The following is an 18796-nucleotide window of genomic DNA, read 5'->3' as shown; positions in this document are numbered from 1 at the left end:
TCATGCGAAGGGAGCCTTGCGGGAGGAACACGCCGAACTCAAACAGTTCGGCGCGCAGGCGGTTGACGAGTGCCGTACGTTCCTCGACAAAGCCGCTGCGCATCGGTGCAGCACCAGCACGTTCTACTGGTCGGCGGTCTTCAGGGCGACGAAACGCATACGGGGCGGCTCGCCGCTTCACAGATGGCTTCTGCGTCCAGCCGGTCGTTCTTCACGTGCTTGCCACCTTTGCGGTAGGCTGCGGCGAACTGCGGGGCGATCAGGCGGACTTCGTGGCCGAGCGCGCGTAGCTTTCGGCCCCAATAGTGGGCTGCGCTGCAGGCTTCCATGGCCAACAGGCAGGGCTCGAGATTGGCAAACCAGTCGAGAAACTTCTGCCTTGAGATCGCCTTTCTGACTGCCACGTGCTCCATTGAGTCGACTCCGTGTACCACGACCAGGTTCTTGGCGAGATCGACGCCGATACAATCTTGTCCATGACTTTCCCCTTCTCAGATGGATTGCCAGCACCAACCATCGTGGCATATCGCTACGCCACGGGATCGGGAAAGTCCTTTCTAATTCGGAGCAATCGTGGAGGTAACGAAGCTAACGAAGCTAACGAAGCGGTTGAAGCGTTCGGTGAAGCGTGTCACGAAATACGGTGACAGCGCGGGTGTGCAGGCCGTAACGCGAGTGAACGCCGAGCAAGCCTCGAAAAGGTCGATGCGCAGGCCGACCCGAGAGCCATGTCGGGGAAGGCTGATACGGCTGGGTGAGTGAGCAGGCAGGACGCCCAGTCGCTGCGCCGGGGTAGTGGCGACAGCATGTACACAAGGCAAGCGCACGCAACACGGGAAGCCCCCTGGCGTGGTCAGGGATGACCAACCGGACGCCCGCGAGGGACAGGCCGGACGCCTTGGGGTGACGGAGAGGCCCGTATTACCGTTGAAGCCGGTGTAATGCTGGTGGAGGGAAGTCGCCGCTACTTGCACCTGATCTCATGTTAGACGGGACGCACGGCTAGCTGCCGTTTGCCTCGCGTCAGTTTGGCAACGCTTCCGCTTTTTGCCGGCCGTGAAGCCGGCATTTCTAGCGGATAGCGGTTCGATTCAACAAATGAACGGCGCAACCGGGGCCTCCGCGCAATCACCGTCGATTGAATGCAAGAAACTCACGACCTCATATACAGTTTTGCATCCATCAATGGCTTCGCTTCGTGAAGTTTCTCTGCCGTTATGAATCGCATCATTTCGAAGCTCGTTCAGACGAATCAGCCGTTCATATAAGCCGGGCTGTTCGTCACTAAGCGATCTGGTCGCCACCAACTTAAGTACAGGATCGAGATAGGTTTTGAGACGCTTTGTTGTAGTGTTCCGAAGCAACTCCTTGGCGGATTCTGGCGAAAGCCCCCGTTTCTGCATAGACTTTTCGAGGAACTGCTGGGTGGTCGCGTCCACCACCGCCGCCGACAGAAGCAAACTCTCGGTGGGATAGCCAGAATTAGCAATGCGATAGGCTCTCTGGAGCGTCCTTTGCAGAAAGCTGACGTTTTCGGCCCGGAGATCGCCTGTTGGGATTGAGAGCTGATTATCCGAGACAAGGGCCATAGCCTGAGGTGATAATTCAATCCCAAGCGGACTATCGTTCACCGTCACGTAACTGGCGGCCCAATCGACAACTCCGAAATGCCGAATCTGGTCGAGATTTCTATTGAGCCGAACAGAGCTGGTGAACAGAAGATCAATGAAGTGGTTCTGAAATGATTCCGCCTCCTCCAAGAGTTTTGCCTTTGCCGATCTCGCCCACGCCACGAGCTCGTCTCCAGAAAGCTGATGCGGCTTGGTCCACTTAATCTCGATCAAGGTAAAAGAAAACGCCGGGACACTCACGCCGGATATACCGGTGTCGATATACTGGGGCTGGGAAAGATTAAGGACATACTCTCTTCCACGATATCTGAGATTGAACTCCCCGGGCGCAAGGTTTGTTCGAATCGGCCAGAAGAGTCCCGCTTTGAATTGATGCAGTCGAGCAACTCCGGTCATTTTGCAAGCTCGACGACTTTAGCTGCGAACGACTTGAATATTTCCTTGAAATTATCCCTTGATGCGATGTAAGTCTTCTCGACCTTCCCCGACATGTCAAGGTCATCGTCAGTCAAGGCAAATACCGCCTTCGAATGTTCTTGGGATTTCCCCAGCAAGCCATGGAAATCGGGAACTTGCGCAATCTCCCAACCGTCCCCGAGCACTGAACGGTATCTTTCCTCCGGCAGCATCATATCAACGCTCTGCAAGGAAGGAATGAGCGATTCGTGGCACCGGGCCACGATCTTATCAATCCATTTTTGATAGGCATTCGTTACTTTGCCTGATCTAACGTTGAACCGTTGGGAGACTATTCCCATGAAACGGGGATTAGACGCGGGTAACTTATAGATTTGTGGCCCGGAGCGGGAGCGTAGCTCATTGGCGTTGATGGCCCACCGAGGCAGAGTTTTCGAAAGCGAGTCGATGGCGAGATAGCTGAAGTAATCAGGCGCGACAGGCACGATGAAATAATCGCAGGACACCAACAAGTTTTGGTTCAGAGCCCCAACGCTAGGACTCATGTCGAGGAATACGTAATCGATTTTGTTTGCTTTGGCTGTTTCGTCGAGCAAAAATCCGAGCGCTCCTGGTAAATTCTGCAAAATCGACATGGCGCCCAAGAGTTTATGCGCCATCGCCAAGTCAGGCTCGAAAAGACCAGTGTCGATGTGACCTGGAAGCAAGAACAAATTCTCTTGCGCAGTCTCTACGATTTCTGCCGCTACAATTTTTTCCGGTGACCCTTCGAAGGCCCTTCTGGCCGCTGTATAAAGATTGGCGGAAGGATGTGCCTCATAAAAGTCGCCAAGATCGTCAAGCCCTTTCAAGGCGAGCACCATCCCCGTTAGGTTGCATTGCGGATCGCAGTCGACAATAAGAACGCGGTTTCCCGCTTCTGCGAGGGCCCATCCAAGGTTGAATGTCGTCGTGGATTTACTGACACCACCTTTGTGATTAAAAATCGCGATTTTTTTCATGGTCTACCTGATCAAACGACGCGGATACTTCGCTGCTATGTGGTTGTTTTATGATTTTACTCTGGATTGAGTTCGGTCCCGCGCGAACAAAGTGATTTGCTTCCAGTAGACCGTATCCATTTGCGGAGGGTTCGGCTTCGACGCGGTCAGCTTGCTGTCGAAGTTGCCTATGCAGAGGCATGGCTCGGACCGGATAGTTGCCTCTCCCGTAAGCAAGGCGGCTGCTGAACCTAAAGCCGACGTTCGACCGTCATTGGAAAGTCTTGGGCGAGCGTCCTTAGATGGCCGAGGGCGTGTGGAAGCCGTTTTACGGCTATGGAGGGGAAGGTTGCCGGACAGGCCGACCGTAGTTGGTGGCTTTGCGACAGCTCTAAGGTCGTAAGCATCACGAAGGCCCCGCAGGACCTCAGCTTCCAGCGATTCGCATCGCCTTCATCGTCTTCGCAACGCCGAGTATTCTCATGACTCGCTTCAGGTTGTAAGCCAACACCTGAAGGCTCATCTCAGTGCTCACTCGTGCGAGGGTTCGAGTCTGGAAGTGCGTGGCACCCATCCAGTGTTTGAGCGTACCGAACACATGCTCAACGGTGCTGCGCCGGATCGTCATTGCGTCGGGATTCCGGTCGAGCCGTCGCTGCATGGCTTCCAGTATCTGTTCGTGTTCCCAGCGTCGAATGCGCCGGTATCGGCGCGGTCAACCACTTTCATGGCGTGTGCATATTGACGGACAGACGCAACGCATTTCGCCGCCCGGGACTCATCAGATTAGCGATGGAGACTCAATTGTGGAAGCTGCTGTCGCGGGCATGGGGGTTTGCCAGATGCCGATGTCCCTGCTAAGGCCATATCTGGAGTCAGGCGCGTTGGTGTCAGTCCTCGACGACATTTCAAATGAGCTTATAGACGTACACGCGGTGTGGCCGAAGGTAGCTCACTTGCGACCCAAGGTGCGCCATGTGGTCGACACTTTGGTTGAGGTTGCAGGTCAAGGACGATTGGACTGAAGCATTTCTGCGAGGGCCGATGTGACATCCGTGAGCTGCGAGCACGCCGCTGAAATGGATACCGGCCAACGACATCCTCGTGGCACAGATTCGCGCGCTTCGCCCCGATGAACGTGAGTTCTCGGATGCTCGAAGCCGCCATGGTCGGCAATGGGTCGCATTGCTGACCTGAAACCCAGCCCGTTCCAATGGCGGCTTTGGCCGACAACGCACCTGCCGAGACGCCGCGCGAATGGCCGATCCAGTTTGCAACCGGCCATATCCCTCGCGCTGGGTCGAATGTCTCTTGAGGGTCGGGCTCGGTCAGTCCACTCCCCCAACTCATCGCTCGAAAGCGCTCACCGGAATTTCGCGGCCCCGAAGCGGCCAGTCGGCAGTGCGGACTCCCGACCCATACCGGACGGCGGTGCATTTTTCGATCTTTGTCTGCTCCTGGTGGGCGGATTCAACCGGTCCATGTACCGGAAAGAATCCGCGCCTGCCCGGACCACACAAGGTGCGCCGGCGGAAAGCGTCGAAAAGTCCGGCATTCCCACCGCTAGTCAATGTATAAAATCCAGTCCGAAACAACCGCGAGCGTTTGCATCAGTCAGTGATGTGCGGCAAGGAACTCCGACATCTTGCGCAGCCCCGTCTCCAGCACCTTCCGATTGTTCGCATAGCCCAGACGCACATAACCTTCCATATCTAGTGCGCTGCCGGGCGTCAGCATGACGCCGGTTTTCTGAATGAGTTGTGTGCAAAATTCGACGGAGTTCATCGACAGGTCGTACTTCAACAGCGCGGTCGTCCCCGACTTCGGCTTTACATACGAGATGGAGGGTTCCTCGGCGATCCAGGCGTCCACCAGTGCGAGGTTAGTGCGCACAATATCGTGGTTGCGGGCGAGAATCTTTGCCCGGTTCTCCAGCGCGATTGACGCAAAGTGGTCATCGATCATCCCAACGCTGATCGTGTTGTAGTCACGATGGATTGCGACGGCACGAATCAGGTCTGTGGGGCCGGCGATCCATCCAAGACGAAGTCCGGCAAGCGAGTACGTCTTCGACATACTGCCCGTGCTGATGCCGCGCTCGTAGACGTCTGCTATCGATGCGGTATAGCCGCTGCCGTGCTGATCGGTGCCGCGATAAACCTCGTCGCACAACACGTAGGCTCCGCACGATCGCGCAATGTCACCGACCTTGGTGAGAAACTCTTCGTCCATCAACGAGCCAGTGGGGTTGTTCGGGTTGTTGATCGCGATGAGCCGGGTCTTATCGTTAACGAGATTGCGCAATTCAGCCAGATCGGGAAGGAAGTCATTTTCTTCGCGCAGTTTCAGAATTCGTACATCGGCGCCGTAGCTTTCAGGGATGGAGTAGTGCTGCTGATAGGTCGGCAGAACCGAAATCACCGTGTCGCCCGGTTCGACCAACGTCTCATAGACCAACGCATTTCCACCAATAGCACCGTGCGTGACGATCACGTTTTCGGGTGACTGACGGTCGTACATTGCCGAGATCGCTTCGCGCAATCGCGCCGAGCCTTCGATTGCGCCGTATGTGAGCTTGAGCCCGCGCAGCTCATCGAGGATGCTGTCCTGTTTGCCGGCGAGCGTCAACAACTGGTCCACGGTCAGCGATTCGACGCACGTTTCAGCAAGGTTGTACGTGCACTTCGTCTCATATAGATCCATCCAGCGCTCGACGCCAAAGTCCTTGATTCGCATGTCACACTCCTTGATTGTTTAGTAACCTGTTTGAGTTCTGCAGCAGGTGGTAATGTCCTCTATTCGTCGACAGCATCGGCCTGCCTAGTGGCAGAACCGTTCGGGGCGAAAGGGCGTTGCATCGGAAAACGTCGGCATTCCTGTCATCATCTCAGCCAGGAGCCGCCCCGTCACCGGACCGAGCGTGAGTCCATGGTGGTTATGCCCGAAAGCGAACCACAGTCCGCGGTGGCGGGGAGCGGGACCGATCACGGGACGCATGTCGGGTGTGCATGGACGCAGGCCGAGCCATGGACTAGCGTCCATTCGGTGGCCAAGGCCAAAAGCGGGTCGCGCCGCACGCTCCGCGCGTTCCAGCTGAATACCCGTGGGCCTGGCTTCGCGCCGCGCGATCTCGACGCCGGTGGTCAGCCGCAAGCTCCCTTCCATCGGCGCCACGACGTAGCCCTTTTCAGCGTCGACGTACGGCATCTGCAACATCGGCCGGGTAGGGCTGTAATGCATGTGATACCCACGTTTCGCACGCAAAGGGATGCGATAGCCGAGCGGCCCGTAGACCGTGTCAGACCAGGGGCCGAGCGCCACCACGGCTTGTCGTGCGCTGATACGGCCAGACGCAGTCTGAACTATCCAGGCGTCGGCGTGTGCATCGAGCGTGGTGGCGTTGCCAGTCAGCAGGGCGCCGCCGTTCGCCTCGAAAAGACGTGCATAACCTTTGGTCAGTTCGCCAGGATTGACGATGCTCTTCGGGTCCTGCCAATGCAGCGCGCCGCAAAATCCGTCAGCAATACCGGGTTCGCGTGCGGATAGCGCCGCCGCATCCAGCACTGCGACTCGCAAGCCATGGGTTCGCGCAAGGCTGTGGGCAACCTGCGCCTGCCTGGAGAACTCCCGCGGCGTGCGAAACGCATCCATCCAGCCGCTGTCGCGAGCGAGATGGCCAAGATGCGCGCGTTGGATCAGGCGGTCATGTTCCGCCACGCTTTGCTGGATCAAGGGCAACATGTCATGCGCGGCAGCCATCAATCGTTCGGCGGACGACTCCCACCAGAAGCGCGCCAGCCAGCTTGCGAAGTGCGGCAACGCCCGGTAGTCCCAGTACAGGTCGGTCGAGCGATTCTTTGCATAACGGAGCAATGTACCGAGATCGCGCGGAAAACCGTACGGTACAACTGAAGAACTTTCTATCAGCCCCGCGTTGCCGAAGCTCGTTTCTTCGCCTGGAGCGCGCCGGTCCACCAGGGCGACCCTCAGACCGCGGTCCTGCAACTGCACCGCGCACGACACGCCGATGATCCCTGCGCCGAGCACTATCACATCGAAATCCATAAACTCGCTTCGCTTTGGTTGTCCGAATCGGATTAGCGCCCGGGGAGGCTCACACGATCTGCTGCAGGGATGTCTCGCCCAACGAGGATCACTTACTTCGCGATGATGTCCCGATGGAAATACTTCTGCGAAAGACTGCTCAATGTGCCATCGTTCTTGAGTGCGTCGAGCGCGGCATCGACTTTCGCAACCAATGCCTTGTCGCCCTTGCGCAGACCCCATCCCGTTCCCTCGCCGAGCGTCGCTGGATCGGCAAGAGGTTTGCCGAGGATCGCATAGTCATGGCCCGCCGGCTTACTCAGAAAACCGTCCTGGGCTGTCTGCGCTTCCTGCACGGCAGCGTCGATGCGTCCGGCAATGAGGTCTGCGTACACCTGGTCCTGGTCGGAATACGAAACGATAGTGACGCCCGCGTTTTCCCAGTGGCGCTTCAGGAAATCTTCCTGGGACGATGCCTGCAGCACGCCCACGCGTTTTCCCTGAAGGCTCTTCACGTCGGGTGCCAAACCCGAGTCCCGCTTCGCAACCATAACAATCGGAACGACATAGATCGGCTTGGTGAAGTCGATAGACTGCTTGCGCTTGGCTGTGATGTTCATTGCGGAATTGATTACGTCGAACTTCCTCGCCTGCAGCGCGGGGATCAACCCATCAAACGCGTTCTCCACCCAGATGCACTTGACAGCCAGCTTGGCGCACACGGCATTGCCCACATCGATGTCGAAGCCCTGTAGTTGGCCGCTCGCAGACTTGCTTTCGAACGGCGGGTAGGCCGCCTCGATGCCGAAGCGCAACGTGTCCTGCGCATGCGCACTGATAGTCCCGAGCGAGCCCGTTAACGCGGCAGCGACAATGAAAGAAAGTTCAAGCTTGCGAAGCATAGGAAGTCCCCTGTGTATGTGGGCGGCAACGAGTGGGTGCGCGAGCGTGGTTTCAGTGCGGCGCTATGGAGACATCGCGTAAGACGGCTTGCTGACGTGCCGCCCCTGCTGCCTCTGGATTGACAGTCTATTCTGGACAAGGAGAAAAGCAAGCAATTTCAAAAATAAATGTCCAAACTGGACACATTGGCTTACCATTCTTCCACCGCCGGACCCGGCAACAATGTGGAGCGAAGTTTCAATGAGTCAGACAGAGAACGGATTGCCCCTGATCGTCGACCAGCATGCTGTCAGGAACGCGCTACCTCACCTCGACGTGCGTCGCGTATTGGCGCAGATGTTTCGCGCGCTCGGAAACGACATGGCGGTGCAACCGCCGCAGACGCTGGCTCTTTTCCCCAAGGGTGCCGGAGACTTCATCACGTATCTGGGCGTAATGGCGGACGCAAAGGTGTTCGGCGCGAAGCTGTCGCCGTACATCGTCACGGAGGCAAAGCCGGTTATCACAGCATGGACGGCATTGATGTCCATGGAGACGGGACAGCCGCTGATGTGGTGCGACTCGGGCCAGCTGACAATTGAGCGCACCGCTGGCGCGACGGCACTCGCGGTCGAACATCTTGCCGCCGATGCTGCCGCCCGGCTCGCTATTATTGGATCGGGCGCGGTTGGGCAGGCTCATTTACGCCACCTGGTGTCGGTGCGTCCATGGCGCACGATTCAGGTGTTCTCGCCCGAACTTGCGGCCGACACGGCAAAGCGTGAGCAGTTGATGGCATTGGACGGCAGAGTCTCCATTTGCACACGGATCGAAGACTGCGTCGCCGACGCCGACGTGATTGCCCTGTGTACCTCATCGGGTACGCCGGTGCTTCACGAGAACATGCTTCACAAGCCGGCGCTTATCACATCAATCAGCACCAACGTCGCCAATGCCCACGAAATACCACCCGCGTGGCTCCCTGCAATGGATGTCTATTGTGATTGCCGCCGAACCACCCCAGCCACCGCAGGTGAGATGAAGCTGGCTGCCGAACTTCATGACTGGCGAGCCGAAGCCGTGCAGGGCGATCTTGCTGAACTCTTGTGCGGCAAGGCGATCAAGCCGTCCTTTCGGAAGCATGCATTCTTCCGGTCCATCGGACTCGGCCTTGAAGACGTTGCGATAGCCTATGAACTCTTTAAGTACCTGAAGGGCCAGTCGCGCGCCCAATGATGGCCTGGCGGCTAAAGAGTTCGCGCAACGCAGATGCTGCGTTGCGCTTCAAAATCAGCATGTGGTCCCGCATGCACGAACGTACCTGGACGAGCAGGAGATGCATCCATGACCTATCGGCGCCTTGATATCCAGCTTCCGTCGCCAGCACCGGGAGTTCAGTTGACGCTTTTGGCGCACCAGTTTGGCAAACGAGGTAATGGACGCAGTGTCTACTTGCACGCAGGTCTCCACGCTGACGAGCATCCCGGTTTGCTGGTGCTTCAGCACCTCCTGGCGATGCTTGTACAACTCGACGCCGCAGGGTCAATCGACGGCCTCGTGACGGTTGTGCCCTACGCAAATCCGATCGGTATGTCGCAACGGCTGTTCGGCGCAGTTGTAGGCCGCTTCGATTTCGAGAACGGCGAAAACTTCAATCGCAACTTTCCGCGGCTCGACCAGCAGGTTGCCGCGCACGTCGCCGATGTGTCAGATCGGACGGACACCCCAGAGATATACCAGACCCTGTTCGCCGACATGTTGGGCAAAGCGACGGCGACAACGCCATCGCAAGCGTTGAAACTGGAACTGGCCAGGCTGGCGATCGAACATGACATCGTTCTGGACCTGCATTGCGATACGGACTGCATTGCGCATGTCTATGCGTCCGAGCTTCAGACCAGGCGAGCGACGATGCTTGCCGAGATCATGGGCGCGCCCGTTGTGATGCTGGAGCCGCACGACGCCGGCGGCGGCGCATTCGATCAGGTGCATTCCAGCGCATGGGGCACAGTTCAGGCGGCCGGTTTGCTCTCCGAGGACAAGAGCGGTTTTAGCGCCACCATCGAATTGCGCGGACAGGCCGATGTCAATGACGAACTTGCAGCCGCCGATGCGTCGAATCTGTTGCGCTTTCTCGAGAGCGAACGCGTGCTGACTGCCCAAGCCTTGTCCACGCCCTCGCCGGGGATGCAGACGGTTAGCGTGTTCCCGCTCGACGGAGCGTCGCACGTGCCATGTCCGTGCGCCGGAGTGATTGTCTACCGGAAAGCACCGGGGGACCGGGTCAGCGTCGGGGAAGTGATTGCCGAAGTGGTGCGTCTTGATGGCCGTGAATTCAACCAGCGGGTGCCGATCCTCAGTACCGTGGACGGACTGATGATTGTCAGGCAACTCAAGAAGCTTGTTCGCCCCGGAGAAAGAGCGGCGCTTCTGGCTGGCAAACGTCCGGTGCGGGACAGGCATGCGGGCAGTTTGCTGCTTGATTTTTGAGCGCCGGTGGGCTCACGCTGGCCGGGAAACTCCTCAATGAATCAGGGGAAGCAGGACCATGAAGACGCGGCACGTCACGCTCCAGAGCACAGGTCCCGGAGCGGACCTCAGTCTCTGCCATCACACCTTCGGTCCATCGTGGGGTCGGAAGGCGCTTTACATCCAGGCGGCACTTCACGCGGGCGAAGTGCCCGGACTGCTCGTAATCCAGCATCTTCTCTCCGCTCTGACTCGCGCTGAACAGGACGGCGAACTGCTGCATCAGGTGACAGTGTCAAGATGGGCCAACCCCGTTGGCATGAATCAGCATGTGATGGGACACCTCAGCGGCAGGTTCGATCTCGGTGGAACGGGCAATTTTGATCGTAACTTTTTCGATCTGCGGCCGACGATCGCAGCAAGCTTCGACGTGACGCGGCCGCGTGCCGCGTCCGCTGCAGAAATTAAAGCATGGTTGAAACAGGCAACTCTGGATCGCCAGGCGGCGGCGAACCCTGTCGAGGCGTTGAAGCTGCAATTGCTTGCCGTCGGTTTTGAGCATGATGCGGTGCTCGACCTGCACTGTGACAAGATTGCAGTCATGCATATCTATAGTTCGTGGGAGTTCGAAGACCGAGCCAGAGCTCTGGCACGTTGCATGGAAGCGCATGCGTTGATTCTGGAAGATGAGGCGGGTGGCGGGACGTTCGATCAGGCATTTCGCGACGCGTGGCGAGAAATTAAGCGTCTTGAACTCTGTAGTGATGCGTCGACAGGATTTGCCGCTGTCGTCGAACTGCGCGGGCAGCGCGACGTCAGCGACGATCTGGCAGCCGCCGATGCTGCCGGACTGATCGACTTCCTGCGCCGGGAAGGCATCATGGCGGCTCCCGTCGCTGGAAGGGCAGCGGCGCCTGGCCGTGAGTCGCAAATTTTTGCGCTGAACGCCGTCTCCCATGTAGCAACACCGGCAGCCGGCGTGATCAGTTGGAAGCGGCAGTGCGGGGCTTCAGTCGAGCGCGGCGAGACGATTGCAGAGGTCGTTCGCTGCGACGATATAGTGCCGGCGCAACGCGTAGCGGTGGTGGCGCCTACCGCAGGTGTTTTGATCGCGCGCTCGCACATTCATCTGCTGACGCCAGGCCAGCGTATCGCTATGATCGCCGGCAAGGCGGCCCTACCCGAACGTGTTGCCGGAAAGCTACTGCATGACTGAATCAGTTTCATTGGCGCAGAGCGCTGCGCTACCGGCGAACTTGTTGCAATGTGTCTCATGGCAAAATGCGGACACTCCGGTTCTGGGCTGCGATTCGCGCCCCAGAGTGAGCTTCCCAACCTGCAAGCACCCACCCATGCGAAAGCCCAAGACAACGGCCGGACGTCGGCTACTATTGGAGCGCTACAGCCGTGTCGCTGACGGCGTTGCACTGCTTTTTTTCCCGTATGTGGAGATCGTCATCCATGACTTGCAAAGTCAGACGGTCGCCTATATCGCCAATAATCTCTCGAAGCGGGAGTTGGGGGACGACTCGGCTTTGGAGGAGATCGACCATTCCGCGGAGTCGGGTACTGTCGGTCCATACGAAAAGATCAATTGGGATGGCAGGCGGATGCGGTGCGTCAGTACCGTACTGTTTGACGATGCCGGTAGCGCAGTCGGCGTGATGTGCGTGAACTACAACATTGCAGTGTTCGAAGACATTAAGCATGTGATTGACCGTGTGATTACCGGTGCAGGCCTGGTGAAACAGCCCGAAGAGCTGTTCAAGGATGACTGGCAGGAACGCATCAACACTTTCCTTCACACATGGCTCCAGGAACGTCAGCTGGCGCTGAATTCGCTTACTCGTGATCACCGTCGCGAGCTCGTCGAAGCTCTATGGGCCGAAGGGGCGTTCAAGGGAAAAAGCGCCGCGAATTATGTCGCAAATGTCCTGGGAATGGGCCGCGCGACCGTCTATCAGCATATAAGAGATCTGCGAGGCGCGGCGGCTTGATTCAGCAAGGTCTCCCGGGGCATGAATACGCAATGCGTTGATTGAACATCGCTGAGTTCCCGTTTTACGCCTGAAGGCGAACATGGACCGTCCACTGCATCCAACGGTAGATCGTCCGCAATTGGTCGCATCGAGGCAGTGCCTTCTGAAATTTGCCCGCTGCAAACCGGCCATTGAGCGAGGCCGGATGAAACCTCGGTAAGCCTAACTGGAAGACGACCTCGACCGGCCGTTCGTTGCCGAACCCGGTCCGATGAAGACCCGCTCAAGAAAACCTGAGAGGTCTCCGTTACATATGCTGCCAAACGCGAGCAGTCGTCACGCACAAAACGATGGCCGCATGGGCGACTCGACCTTTGACGGGCGTACGGCGCGCTCGTCCAGCTATGCCATCAGTCAGTAAAAACTAAATGCATTGAGCAGGTGAGTGTCGCGTAGCGTACCCACCATCGGTTGTCGGGCACTTCTTCAATGCTGCGCTGCGTTCAGCAACAACCAAACCCGGCTTGTCGACGGTCCAGCAAGAATGCGAGCGAACGCCGCCCGGCACTGTGTGCAGCTGTAGTGTTCCTCTCGCCGGGCATTCTCGATAGACCCGATGCCGTTGAGCACAAGGCCACGATGCGGCGGCTCACTGGCCGACTTGCCGTGGAGGTCAGCACACTAAGCACCAGATTGAATCCAAAGGTCCATGCGTAGTTGGTCGGAAATTGGCGCGCGTTCACGCGGCCAGACGATGCTCGTAATACGGCCGGTCCCTGTCATCAAGAATCGCGTACATTGCCGCCAAGTCCGACGCATCCGGGTTAAGCCAGGCGTCGATATGTTTCGGCTTGATTGGAATGATGCAGCGGTCGTGGCCGGCCGCTGCGATTTCCGGTGGCGGTTCGTCGGTGATGGCGGCAAACGAGAAGAGGTCTGATTCTCCTGGCGCGCTCCATCTCGACCACAGACAGGCCACATGCATCAGTTCACCGTTGCTCGGGCGGAACTCCAATACGATGTTTTCCTTTTGGTCGTGTTTCTCGGATAGCGTTCCCTCAAACTTGGCCTTCTGGACGTTTTCATAGAAGACGTCGACAAGCATGACACCGTGCGAATATCCGAAAAAAGGCTTCCAGAAGCCTTCGAGATTGTCCCGGCGCGCGTTGTAGGTCCCCGGATATTTGACATCATAAGACGCAGGCTTTCCAGCAATGCGGCACTGGTAGCGCATTGGCTTCACGACCCGACGGCCATTTTCCATAACCATGACGGGCGCGTAGTGTCCCGGAAAAATGCGCGAGTCTCGCGGCTTAGGCTCGGTGCGCTGCAAGTCTTCGAGCTTGCACATGAATCCCTCCATTGATTCCCGGCCATGATATTCAAATTTGCGGGCATTGACGGAAGCGCCAAAGATACATGATACTGTATATCCATACAGTGTTTGAGACATCGCCGTGCCTCCTCGTACCATGCCGCAGATGCCCTCGTTGTCGCTGGCAGAGCTGCGTCGTCTATGGCGACAGCATGGGTCCGGGTCGGAGTACGATGACACCGTCCGGCGCCTGATTACCGACGTTGTCAGGATGCGTCAGCTTGTGGTTGAGATGGACGGCCTCTGCGGTGCAGTTCAGAGGGCATGGCGCGATGAGACCCGCTCGAATCTGGTCGCACTTGAGCGCCTGCGGATTCTGTTTAACGATGAACGTTCGCGCCATGGCGGGCTCTCGTCCGAGTCGCCTCCGGCACCGACAGACGCGATGAGGCGCTACCCCTGACGAACGCGATGGAAGCAGAGATTTACAAGGGATACGCTCTCTACGGGCATTCAATTCACGAGGGCGAGGTCTTTGCCGCAAGTGGGACGGTGCTTCGTGCCGGAAGACTGGTTGGGGCAAGCGGCGTACTCGAGCTTTTTCAAACGGAAGTAGAAGCGATGGCTGCCGGCATCTCATGGGCTCGGGAATGGGTCGATGCTAACACCTGAATAAATTGGGTTTCCACCATCAGGTCGGAGAAGAACTGCTCGTCGCTCATGCGTGGGCCAATGGCTGCCGTCACCCAAAGCAAAGGAATTGATTCGAGAAGTGCCAGATGCCGCGAAGCAGATGCCGCTGTAGCTTTTGGCCAATGCAGCGGGTGGCGCGGTTACGGTTTTCCGAGGACTCGAAGCGCCTCGGCGTGCAACTCCAGAGTCGCAGCCGCGATGACCGTACCATCGAAACGTTCGGTGATTGGATGACCCGACCAGGTAGTAACGATGCCGCCCGCGCCTCGAACGACAGGCACTAGCGCCATCACATCGTAAATTTCCAGGTCTGCTTCCACGACGAGGTCAACGTACCCGGAGGCTAATAAGGCATAACCGTAACAGTCGGTTCCGAACCGGGAGATTGCGACGGAGCGCGACAGCGTTGAAAAGGCTTGTGCCGCTTCGCCAGTGAAAATCTGTGGGTCGGTTGTGCACAGTCGGGCCTCACGCAATCGCGTACATGGACTGACCTTGCACGGAGTGCCATTGAGAACAGATTGATTGCCGTAGCCTATCCAGCGCTCACGCAGTGCTGGGACTTCAATCATGCCGTAGGCAGGAAGCCGACTTTCGAGCACCGCTACTAGCGTCCCGAATAGCGGTAGACCCGATACGAAGCTCTTCGTACCGTCGATGGGGTCAATCACCCAGGTTGTGCCGTCTGCAATCTCTCCGCCTTCCTCTTCGCCGACAAGGTGGTGCGATGGATGCCGCGACAGGATGAGTTCACGAAGCCGTCGTTCTATCTCGCGGTCCGCGATTGTGACGGGAGTCTCGTCGGACTTCATTGCTACGTCGAACCTCGTTCTGAAATGCTTCAACGCGAGCGCTCGCGCTTCGTGTCCAAGCGATTCGAGAAACCTGTGGATGTCCATCGGCGACACGTGTTACTCCTTAACTGCAAAGTGCGCCTGCCGTTTGGGACCTCAATCCGAGGAAGACGGAATGCCGCGGCAGCTTGAAACCGTGTCCGGACCGTCGGTCTACTGGCGGGGCGTCTGTCGCGGCGGTCTCGAACCCAGGCGAAGAGATGCGAGTCAACAGGAATGCGGCTGCGCTGGTGTGGGCCCGGGTCACGTTCGTAACACCTTAACGAGGTCGTCAAGCGACGGCGGCTTGACGAGATAGCAATGGAATTCGTCTGCCAAACGTTCCGAAGTCGTTCCCGCAAAACCAGTGAGCGCGACGAGGCGGGTCGATGCGCACTGTGGACGCTGCTTCAGCAGCTTTGCAACCTCGTGGCCGTCCATGCCGGGCATGTTGATGTCAATCAGTGCGACGTCCGGCGTGAAGGATTCAATCATCGATAGGGCCTGCGGTCCACTCTGCGCTCGCTTCACCTCATGGCCGTCCAACGTTAGCAACATCGCCAGTGCCTCGGTCGCATCGGCGATATCGTCGACAAGCAGGATGCGGGCGGGGGGAATCTCGTGGGTGGTGGACGCAACGTGCGCAACCGCACTTCGACAGACAATGGGCAGCCGCACGGTGACTTCGGTGCCGTTGCCGTCGCCCCCACTGGAAATTGCAATCTCGCCCTGGTGCGCGTTCACCAGGTACTTGACGACGGACAGTCCCACGCCCAGGCCTCCTTCTGTGCGCATCCGGACCCCGGGAGCCTGCGTGAAGAGGTCAAAGACGTGTGGCAGCAGCTCAGGCGCGATGCCCATGCCATTGTCGCGTATGGTGACGACGACTTCCCTCGGCGTTGAATCATGCTCAGGAATCAGCGTTGGGTCTGGTGCCTCAACGCGGAGTGTGATTTCGCCTCCGGGTGGCGTGTATTTAACCGCGTTGCCCAGGAGGTTCGAGAAAACCTGTGTCAGACGGCCTGCGTCTGCATACACTGTCACCGGGTATCGTGGGAGTTCCGCGCGTAAGGTGTGCCGGTATTTCTCAGCTTCTTCGCGGACTGCGCCTATCGCATCCTTGATGATGTCACCGAGAAGCCCGTGAGCATAGCGAACGCAAAGCTTGCCGGTTCTGATGCGTGAAGCGTCCAGCAGGTCGAGACGATGCGCTTCAGTTGCGCTACCTGCCGGTTGGCGACGGCCAAAGCCGACAGCACGGGAGGACTTTCCGCTGCCAGCCTTTGGGCAGCCGACAGTGCGCTGTCGACCGGAGCAAGCGGACCACGCAGTTCATGACCCAACAGCGCAATGAAGTTGTCCTTGTTGGCTTCAGCTTCGGCGAGCGCGCGCCTTGCCGCCTCGGCTTCTGCGGCGCGTGATTCCGCATCGGCTTTGGCCTGCCGGATGTTCAAGGCGGCGCAAGTAAAGTTCGCAAGGCTTGCCAGAATTCGGCGATGTTCATTATCAAAGTGGTGTTTTTTGCCATGCGACATCACCCACAGGGCGCCCCATGGCTCAGATACGCCAGGAATCGGCGCCACGAGTTCTTCAGTAATCTCCGGCCCGATTTCCCTCAGACAAGCAAATCGCTGCTTGGGAAAAGCAAAAAGCTGCGGCGAGTCCAGCTCGAGCGCCACGCCGCTGGGGCTGTCATCGGACGGAATGACGTGGTCCACATATGCGGCGCATCGCCCGGACACGGCGACCCACAGAAACGACGAATGCCGCGTCGGGTCGCGGTCTCGCAGACTGATGCCCGCGCTTCCCGCGCCGCAAAGCGCCTGTGCCGTCTCGACAAGCGTCTGTAGCATGACCGCATCCGGTGCCCCAAGCGCTCGTGCCAATGTATGAAGCGCCTCGTTTTCCGCAGCAAAATCGGGCTTCCGGCGCGGACGTTTGTCGAGTTCCCCGGTGGCGAGCAGCTGCACGAGCTGCGTGTCGGCAGCCGCTCCGGAGTGCGACAGCATGCGCATGTTTTCCTCTCATTGAAAGGATGACTTCGAACGCAAAAGCGCACTCGACGTCGATTCCAGTTCGGGGTCTGACTGGACTACAGGTCGCGGAGGCGAGCAACAGTCCGGGAGAACGCGCCTCCGCAATGCGCGGTACGCGCAGGAGGACGAGCACCGGGTGTCGACGTCGATACGACGACACGGTAAACCAATAAACCAGCTACATTAAAACACCTGTGCGTGCAACGGGATGTCCGAAACGCTTGCCTTATGTTCAGACGCACCGGCTATGGAACCAGGAGCCAAGGCGCGACTCGTTTTTTTAGCCCCGTAAGTAAAATCCGACTGCTGAGGCGCGTCCGGCTCAGGGTACGTCGATTGCTGTTCGCTGTTTTTACTCTTTATAGGAGGCGATGATGGCAGGCGAGCAGTCTTATAAGCCGGGTGAGATCGTGAAGGTCTCTGGCATTTACTCGGTGGTCCACGACGACGGCAAAGGCGCCTTTGAAGTGACATGCGTTGAAGGGGAGCATTTCCCACCCACCAGGAGCGGAAAGGGTGCGCACTACGAATTGAAGTACGGTGCGACGCACTCTCACAAGCATGGCGAGTTGAAGGGTACGGAGGCTCGAAGCTAGCGTTTCATTCCCACCGCACGGCGCATCGCGACCGTTATTCCCTGTCGGGTGCGCCAATAGCCTTCCCACGGGTCATTGTGAAGGGACTGTTGCCGCGCAACGGCTTTCGCCATCGTCCACTGGTCGCCGCTTTTGACCTCGCTCAGCTCGTCCCACGCTATGGGCATCGACACGGCCAGTCCAGGTCGGGCACGCACAGAGAATGCCGCGACGGTGCTTGCGCTCCGGCCGTTGCGCAGATAGTCGATGAAAATCTTTCCCACGCGATTCTTCGGGCCGAGGACGGCCGAGAATCGTTGAGGCACCACCCTCGCCATGTGCTGCGCGACCGCCTGCGAGAATGCTTTGACTTCCTCCCAGCTTTGGCGGCGTGTCAAAGGAACGACGATATGAAAGCCTTTGCCGCCGCTGGTTTTCACGAACGACCGCAAGCCTATTTCGTCAAGGACGACCCTGACCAGCATTGCGGCCTCCAGCATCGCTGACCAGGGAAGGGCCGGGTCCGGGTCAAGGTCAAATATCACGCGGTCGGGGTGCGCCAGGTCGGGAGCAACTCCGTTCCATGAGTGAATTTCGACGACGCTCATCTGCGCGAGCCCGACGAGTGCCTCTGCTGTATTCGCAACCAGGAGTGGCGCATGGTTCGGATAGACGGCGGTGGGCAGTTCCTCGACGCCAGGAATTCGTGCTCGCTCGCTGTGCTTTTGAAAGAACAACTCGCCGTTGATGCCGTCGGGCGCGCGCACCAGTGCAAGCGGCCGGCAGTGCAGATATGGCAATGCCCACTCGGCTATTGCGGATTTCGGCGAACGTGACCGCCGATTTCGGGAACGTGACCGATTCGGCGGGGTTGGGGCGTTGCGCGGTGTCGATTGTAGTTTTCCTTGTCAGTTCTGGTCGAGTTCGGGCTCCAGGACGTTG

General features: G+C 58.3%; 16 protein-coding genes and 3 pseudogenes. 7 read left to right on the top strand and 12 right to left on the bottom strand.

What is annotated here, in order from left to right:
• Window positions 1–61 precede the first annotated feature (61 nt).
• From AB4Y34_RS30180 to AB4Y34_RS30165, 4 genes and pseudogenes are all read right to left on the bottom strand, one after another.
• Window positions 62–464: pseudogene (locus AB4Y34_RS30180) on the bottom strand (transposase); the annotation flags it as partial.
• A 627-nt stretch (window positions 465–1091) separates the two neighbouring features.
• Window positions 1092–2027 carry a hypothetical protein gene (locus AB4Y34_RS30175; protein ID WP_368718081.1) on the bottom strand — a complete coding sequence of 312 codons (936 nt, stop codon included), beginning with the start codon at window positions 2025–2027 and terminating at the stop codon, window positions 1092–1094.
• Complete coding sequence (locus tag AB4Y34_RS30170) at window positions 2024–3049, bottom strand: ParA family protein (RefSeq protein ID WP_368718080.1); 1026 nt, start codon at window positions 3047–3049, stop codon at window positions 2024–2026. Before AB4Y34_RS30170 ends, AB4Y34_RS30175 begins: the two co-directional genes overlap by 4 nt.
• 406 nt (window positions 3050–3455) lie before the next feature.
• A pseudogene (locus AB4Y34_RS30165) lies at window positions 3456–3734 on the bottom strand (transposase); the annotation flags it as partial.
• On the opposite strand from AB4Y34_RS30165, the gene AB4Y34_RS30160 reads away from it, so the two are divergent.
• Complete coding sequence (locus AB4Y34_RS30160) at window positions 3688–4053, top strand: LysR substrate-binding domain-containing protein (RefSeq protein WP_368718079.1); 366 nt, start codon at window positions 3688–3690, stop codon at window positions 4051–4053. The pseudogene AB4Y34_RS30165 and the gene AB4Y34_RS30160 sit on opposite strands and share 47 nt — an antisense overlap.
• A gap of 589 nt (window positions 4054–4642) precedes the next feature.
• On the opposite strand, the gene AB4Y34_RS30155 is transcribed toward AB4Y34_RS30160, so the two are convergent.
• From AB4Y34_RS30155 to AB4Y34_RS30145, 3 genes are all read right to left on the bottom strand, one after another.
• Window positions 4643–5764, bottom strand: coding sequence for an aminotransferase (locus AB4Y34_RS30155; RefSeq protein ID WP_368718078.1), 1122 nt, complete (start codon window positions 5762–5764; stop codon window positions 4643–4645).
• A gap of 84 nt (window positions 5765–5848) precedes the next feature.
• Entirely contained in the window at window positions 5849–7093 is a 1245-nt protein-coding gene (locus AB4Y34_RS30150) for an NAD(P)/FAD-dependent oxidoreductase (protein ID WP_368718077.1), read from the bottom strand.
• Window positions 7094–7185: 92 nt separating this feature from the next.
• Window positions 7186–7974 (bottom strand): transporter substrate-binding domain-containing protein, encoded by a 789-nt coding sequence (locus AB4Y34_RS30145; RefSeq protein ID WP_368718076.1) that lies wholly within the window; start codon window positions 7972–7974, stop codon window positions 7186–7188.
• Between the two features lie 241 nt (window positions 7975–8215).
• Between AB4Y34_RS30145 and AB4Y34_RS30140 the strand changes: the two genes are divergently transcribed.
• The 4 genes from AB4Y34_RS30140 to AB4Y34_RS30125 all read left to right on the top strand — a co-directional run bounded on the left by AB4Y34_RS30140 (window position 8216) and on the right by AB4Y34_RS30125 (window position 12420).
• Entirely contained in the window at window positions 8216–9190 is a 975-nt protein-coding gene (locus tag AB4Y34_RS30140; RefSeq protein ID WP_368718075.1) for an ornithine cyclodeaminase family protein, read from the top strand.
• Between the two features lie 108 nt (window positions 9191–9298).
• The gene (locus AB4Y34_RS30135) at window positions 9299–10444 is read left to right on the top strand and encodes a succinylglutamate desuccinylase/aspartoacylase family protein (RefSeq protein ID WP_368718074.1); all 1146 of its coding nucleotides are present in this window, start codon (window positions 9299–9301) and stop codon (window positions 10442–10444) included.
• A 58-nt stretch (window positions 10445–10502) separates the two neighbouring features.
• On the top strand, window positions 10503–11639 hold the full coding sequence (locus tag AB4Y34_RS30130; RefSeq protein ID WP_368718073.1) for a succinylglutamate desuccinylase/aspartoacylase family protein: 1137 nt from the start codon (window positions 10503–10505) through the stop codon (window positions 11637–11639).
• A gap of 136 nt (window positions 11640–11775) precedes the next feature.
• Complete coding sequence (locus AB4Y34_RS30125; protein WP_176112145.1) at window positions 11776–12420, top strand: transcriptional regulator; 645 nt, start codon at window positions 11776–11778, stop codon at window positions 12418–12420.
• Between the two features lie 721 nt (window positions 12421–13141).
• Here the strand turns inward: AB4Y34_RS30125 and AB4Y34_RS30120 are convergent.
• Window positions 13142–13747, bottom strand: a pseudogene (locus AB4Y34_RS30120) (SOS response-associated peptidase family protein); the annotation flags it as partial.
• A 441-nt stretch (window positions 13748–14188) separates the two neighbouring features.
• Between AB4Y34_RS30120 and AB4Y34_RS30115 the strand changes: the two are divergent.
• A complete protein-coding gene (locus AB4Y34_RS30115; RefSeq protein WP_368718072.1) occupies window positions 14189–14389 on the top strand; it encodes a hypothetical protein in 201 nt (66 codons plus the stop codon).
• A 161-nt stretch (window positions 14390–14550) separates the two neighbouring features.
• Here the strand turns inward: AB4Y34_RS30115 and AB4Y34_RS30110 are convergent, their stop codons facing one another.
• From AB4Y34_RS30110 to AB4Y34_RS30100, 3 genes are all read right to left on the bottom strand, one after another.
• Window positions 14551–15309 carry an inositol monophosphatase family protein gene (locus AB4Y34_RS30110; protein WP_368718130.1) on the bottom strand — a complete coding sequence of 253 codons (759 nt, stop codon included), beginning with the start codon at window positions 15307–15309 and terminating at the stop codon, window positions 14551–14553.
• A gap of 198 nt (window positions 15310–15507) precedes the next feature.
• Complete coding sequence (locus tag AB4Y34_RS30105; RefSeq protein WP_368718071.1) at window positions 15508–16287, bottom strand: ATP-binding protein; 780 nt, start codon at window positions 16285–16287, stop codon at window positions 15508–15510.
• Window positions 16288–16352: 65 nt separating this feature from the next.
• Window positions 16353–17258 (bottom strand): hypothetical protein, encoded by a 906-nt coding sequence (locus tag AB4Y34_RS30100; protein ID WP_368718070.1) that lies wholly within the window; start codon window positions 17256–17258, stop codon window positions 16353–16355.
• Window positions 17259–17653: 395 nt separating this feature from the next.
• Between AB4Y34_RS30100 and AB4Y34_RS30095 the strand changes: the two genes are divergently transcribed.
• Window positions 17654–17875, top strand: a complete 222-nt coding sequence (locus tag AB4Y34_RS30095) for a hypothetical protein (protein WP_255208802.1) — start codon at window positions 17654–17656, stop codon at window positions 17873–17875.
• Here AB4Y34_RS30095 and ligD read toward each other — a convergent pair.
• Window positions 17872–18669 (bottom strand): non-homologous end-joining DNA ligase, encoded by a 798-nt coding sequence (ligD, locus tag AB4Y34_RS30090; protein WP_368718129.1) that lies wholly within the window; start codon window positions 18667–18669, stop codon window positions 17872–17874. The genes AB4Y34_RS30095 and ligD overlap by 4 nt on opposite strands.
• Window positions 18670–18796 lie beyond the last annotated feature (127 nt).

It is taken from the genome of Paraburkholderia sp. BR10954 (assembly GCF_040965775.1).
Classification (GTDB): Bacteria; Pseudomonadota; Gammaproteobacteria; order Burkholderiales; family Burkholderiaceae; genus Paraburkholderia; species Paraburkholderia youngii.
The sequence above is the reverse complement of the archived record's forward strand: the minus strand, read 5'-3'. Positions and strand labels throughout refer to the sequence as shown.

Coding starts and splice junctions, on each gene's coding strand:
- AB4Y34_RS30175 (WP_368718081.1), bottom strand. CDS start 2,027: ATGACCGGAGTTGCTCGACTGCATCAATTCAAAGCGGGACTCTTCTGG.
- AB4Y34_RS30170 (WP_368718080.1), bottom strand. CDS start 3,049: ATGAAAAAAATCGCGATTTTTAATCACAAAGGTGGTGTCAGTAAATCC.
- AB4Y34_RS30160 (WP_368718079.1), top strand. CDS start 3,688: ATGGCTTCCAGTATCTGTTCGTGTTCCCAGCGTCGAATGCGCCGGTAT.
- AB4Y34_RS30155 (WP_368718078.1), bottom strand. CDS start 5,764: ATGCGAATCAAGGACTTTGGCGTCGAGCGCTGGATGGATCTATATGAG.
- AB4Y34_RS30150 (WP_368718077.1), bottom strand. CDS start 7,093: ATGGATTTCGATGTGATAGTGCTCGGCGCAGGGATCATCGGCGTGTCG.
- AB4Y34_RS30145 (WP_368718076.1), bottom strand. CDS start 7,974: ATGCTTCGCAAGCTTGAACTTTCTTTCATTGTCGCTGCCGCGTTAACG.
- AB4Y34_RS30140 (WP_368718075.1), top strand. CDS start 8,216: ATGAGTCAGACAGAGAACGGATTGCCCCTGATCGTCGACCAGCATGCT.
- AB4Y34_RS30135 (WP_368718074.1), top strand. CDS start 9,299: ATGACCTATCGGCGCCTTGATATCCAGCTTCCGTCGCCAGCACCGGGA.
- AB4Y34_RS30130 (WP_368718073.1), top strand. CDS start 10,503: ATGAAGACGCGGCACGTCACGCTCCAGAGCACAGGTCCCGGAGCGGAC.
- AB4Y34_RS30125 (WP_176112145.1), top strand. CDS start 11,776: ATGCGAAAGCCCAAGACAACGGCCGGACGTCGGCTACTATTGGAGCGC.
- AB4Y34_RS30115 (WP_368718072.1), top strand. CDS start 14,189: ATGGAAGCAGAGATTTACAAGGGATACGCTCTCTACGGGCATTCAATT.
- AB4Y34_RS30110 (WP_368718130.1), bottom strand. CDS start 15,309: ATGGACATCCACAGGTTTCTCGAATCGCTTGGACACGAAGCGCGAGCG.
- AB4Y34_RS30100 (WP_368718070.1), bottom strand. CDS start 17,258: ATGCGCATGCTGTCGCACTCCGGAGCGGCTGCCGACACGCAGCTCGTG.
- AB4Y34_RS30095 (WP_255208802.1), top strand. CDS start 17,654: ATGGCAGGCGAGCAGTCTTATAAGCCGGGTGAGATCGTGAAGGTCTCT.